The 3,329-nt window shown below is 44.0% G+C and carries 3 protein-coding genes; all 3 read right to left on the bottom strand.

What is annotated here, in order from left to right; translation table 11 throughout:
• Positions 1–340: 340 nt before the first annotated feature.
• The 3 genes from BCT81_RS25250 to tssI are packed head-to-tail and all read right to left on the bottom strand — an operon-like array spanning position 341 to position 3,253.
• A complete protein-coding gene (locus tag BCT81_RS25250) occupies positions 341–640 on the bottom strand; it encodes a PAAR domain-containing protein (protein WP_017110734.1) in 300 nt (99 codons plus the stop codon).
• Positions 641–649: 9 nt separating this feature from the next.
• Positions 650–1,210 carry a hypothetical protein gene (locus BCT81_RS25255; protein ID WP_102426243.1) on the bottom strand — a complete coding sequence of 187 codons (561 nt, stop codon included), beginning with the start codon at positions 1,208–1,210 and terminating at the stop codon, positions 650–652.
• A gap of 60 nt (positions 1,211–1,270) precedes the next feature.
• Positions 1,271–3,253, bottom strand: coding sequence for a type VI secretion system tip protein TssI/VgrG (gene tssI / locus BCT81_RS25260; protein WP_102426244.1), 1,983 nt, complete (start codon positions 3,251–3,253; stop codon positions 1,271–1,273).
• Between the last annotated feature and the right edge of the window lie 76 nt (positions 3,254–3,329).

Here is a 3,329-nt window from a genome sequence, read left to right on the forward strand (position 1 = left end):
GATTGAGCGCTATTGTAAACGTTTCTTAAACTGCGATAGGCACTTCGATCTAGTTTCAAATAAGAGCCAGAGGGCGCATCATCCGAGATTGGAACAAGTAGGTCGGCGATTTCTGTCATATACATCCTGTAAAAAATCTATTTGTTATTCCGATCGCACAAAGTGTCACATTTTGATACATATTCCTTATGTTTCGTAAACACTTGTTAACATTTATTAATTCTAGAGCTTTTTTGTGAAAAGTCTCATGCAAAATAGATATTTACTTAAAACTTTGAACTTCATCTAAAAAAGTGGACCGATGTCACGCTTTTGTGAAACCCTATGAAATGTAAGGTGTTTAGCCTCCAATCATCACTGTTGGCATACCCAAGACAATAGTGCCACCGTGGCTTGTGGTATCGCCCATACGAGCGGCAGGTTTGCTCATAATGAGAACTGTAGCGCTGCCTTTGATGATGCTATCAGGAGGACCAACACAGACGCACATGTCGCCGAGTGTTGCTGCGGGCATATTACCAATCAGAACAGTCGGAACACCGGGTCCACTGATTGGTCCTCCAACATGCGGGATAGGCGGGACAGCAGGTGTTTGCATTGGGCATACATGCATGTCGGTTAGTCGTGCGGCTAATGTCATCGGTAACTCCTATGCCTTGCTTCCCTTGGCAAGCTCAAGCGCTATGCCAATAGATTTTTTGTAGTACTCGTCTGTTTTGTCCCAGTTTGGTAACGCTGCCGAGTGGTTAATCGCGCCAGCTACCGCCTTAGAGTATAGAAAAGGATCTGGGAGAACCGTTGGCAAATCTGGTGCAACAATACTGCCAGACCCGTTCCAAAATACTGATTGCGCCAACCAGGATGGGCCACAATTTAAATTGAGCTTGTTTGAGAATAGTTCACTCTTACGCCTTTGCTCTTCTGATGGCGATTTAACCCAAGCTTTTGCTGTAGAGATGCATTGCTTTTGCATGGTAGACCACACGTCATTTCTTGCATCGAGTGTATGCGCTCCCCACCATATTGCTTCACGTACGGGAAGTCCGTGAGCAAGAAGTTGAACCAAGTCGAAGTAAAGCTCGTTCTCTAAAAGGGTTTCAATGGCGTCGTTGATACTGAGCTCTTCATCGATCAGGGCTTGAGCTTCGTCTGAGCTAGAGAACCGATCGAGTAATTGGCGGCCTGTTTGATACGGAATCTTTTTATACATGTTTTCGTTCTACCTAAATTTTCGCTTTGGTGTGGTTTAAGTGTTAGCGGCTTGAATCTGCTAATTCACCTTAACAATTGCACCTTTTAGCTCGCCCATAACACCACCATCGAATGTGCCTTTTAAGCCGGATTTAAACTCGGCACTCAGTGAGCCCTCAGCGGAAAGGGTTGTATCTGCTTTAATTGCCACACTAAGACCTTTGATACTGTTAGAGCTTGTCGCTTCGAGGGCTGTGGTTACGCCAGATATTTTGTTCGCTGATGTTGCTTTGCTGGTCACGTTCATCCCTTCAAGATTGAGTGCGCTGCTAGCTTTGATGTCAATGTTGCTGGCTTCAATGCTAATCGAAGAGGAAGACATGGTAATTTTGCTTGATCCAACGGTTAGCTCAATTTTGTCATCGGCTTCTAACGAGATGGATTTACCTTTTTCGCTGATCGCTTTGTCTGATGTCAGGGTGTAGTTGTCCTCTGTAGAGACTGTCACTTGTTTGGTCGTCTTCTGAAGCAATTCACCTTTGATGGTTTCAGTTAGGTTGTTTTCTACTTCCTTGGTGAAATCTTTGGTGGCATGCATGTACATGAGCTCATTGTCTTTCTTGTCATCAAAATAGAGCTCATTGGCTAATCCACTTAGCTTAGTGCTGATACCTGTTTTGGTTGAGTTGGCTTCTTTGTAAGGTGGTGGATTTTTACTGTTGTAGACACTGCCGGTGATGATAGGTTGGTCTGGATCTCCATCGATAAAGCTCACCAAGACTTCTTGTCCCACTCGCGGAATAAACTGTGCACCATAGCTGCTGCCTGCCATCATTTGAGCGACACGGACATAGCAACTGGTTTTGTCACCTGAAGCTTCAGTATCCCAATGAAACTGGATTCGAACTCGACCTTGGTCATCTTGGTTAATTTCACCAGCGGTGCTTCCTGCAACTACCGCACTTTGTAAACCGTGTATTTTGGCTTTATCTCTCGGCGTCGGGTAATTTGGAATTGAAGTGTTGATCAGTGAGAGGTTTGTTTCACAATGGTTGTCACTGTTGTAACTAATACGGAGCTCAGTAACGAGATAGTCGCCAAGCTGAGACTTATCTAGGTGTGACGACAATGAAAACCAAGTGCCTAGTTCGAATGAATCATGCTGTGCTTCTGCGTGGACGGTTTGATAGCTTTGCTCTAGTTGTTCAATACGTCGTTTGACTAGGTTGCTGGCAAGGTCTTCCATTCCACCGGTAATACCAAGGCTTGGATAGTATTGTTTGGTTAATTTGGTGTTGTTCGCGATCTTGTGACTAGATTTCTTCTCTTTACTACTGACCAACTTGCTTTGCGAGTAGTCATAAGCAGTTAGTTCTATGCTAGCACCATGAAACTGACCTTGCGGCATCCATTTATCTATTAGAGGATTGCTTCCAGAAGGCGTCTCAATCATATCCATTTTACCGGCATCTGATTTTTGAAATGGACTCTGTGCGTCTTGGAGCATCATCAAGTGATCAGAATCGCTGTGTTGGAAAAAGTAATGAACGCCTTCTTCCGCTAATAAGCGACTGACAAAGTCGAAGTCACTTTCATTGTACTGAACACAATATTCCCGTTTAGAGGAGGGCATGGTTCCCGTTTTAAAGGAGCCACTAAAGCCGGCTTGCGTTAACACATCTGACACTATGTCTTTGGTTGATTGGTTTTGGTAAACACGAAATGAGTGGGTGTGTTTTAACAACCAGAACCAAGGCCTAAGAGTGACGCGGTAACTTGAATATTGCAGGTTACTGTCCATACCCAACAGCTGAACTTGCGTAACAATACCATTGAACACTCGGGTAGCGGTTAGGTTATCGGTATCATTGACAAATCGCGTAACCGCGAGCTTTTGTCCAAGCTGGTCGTCAATAACAAAGCTTTTAGATATGAGCGTTAATTCTATTTTAAACGGCTTCGATAAATACTCAGAAATAGTCAACTCGCTGACTGCATGCTCATTGCTTTTAGAATCTTTTGCCACAATGGTACTGGCAGAAGGGGAGAAATTATCCGTCATAGGCTCGCCTGATAATGCTCGAAGGTGTCTCGACATAAGTTCATGTCAATACTAACGAACTGACTAAATGTTAATG

The sequence above is a fragment of the Vibrio sp. 10N.261.52.A1 genome, from assembly GCF_002876325.1.
In the GTDB taxonomy this organism is placed as follows: Bacteria; Pseudomonadota; Gammaproteobacteria; order Enterobacterales; family Vibrionaceae; genus Vibrio; species Vibrio chagasii.

Coding starts and splice junctions, on each gene's coding strand:
- BCT81_RS25255 (WP_102426243.1), bottom strand. CDS start 1,210: ATGTATAAAAAGATTCCGTATCAAACAGGCCGCCAATTACTCGATCGG.
- BCT81_RS25250 (WP_017110734.1), bottom strand. CDS start 640: ATGACATTAGCCGCACGACTAACCGACATGCATGTATGCCCAATGCAA.
- tssI (WP_102426244.1), bottom strand. CDS start 3,253: ATGACGGATAATTTCTCCCCTTCTGCCAGTACCATTGTGGCAAAAGAT.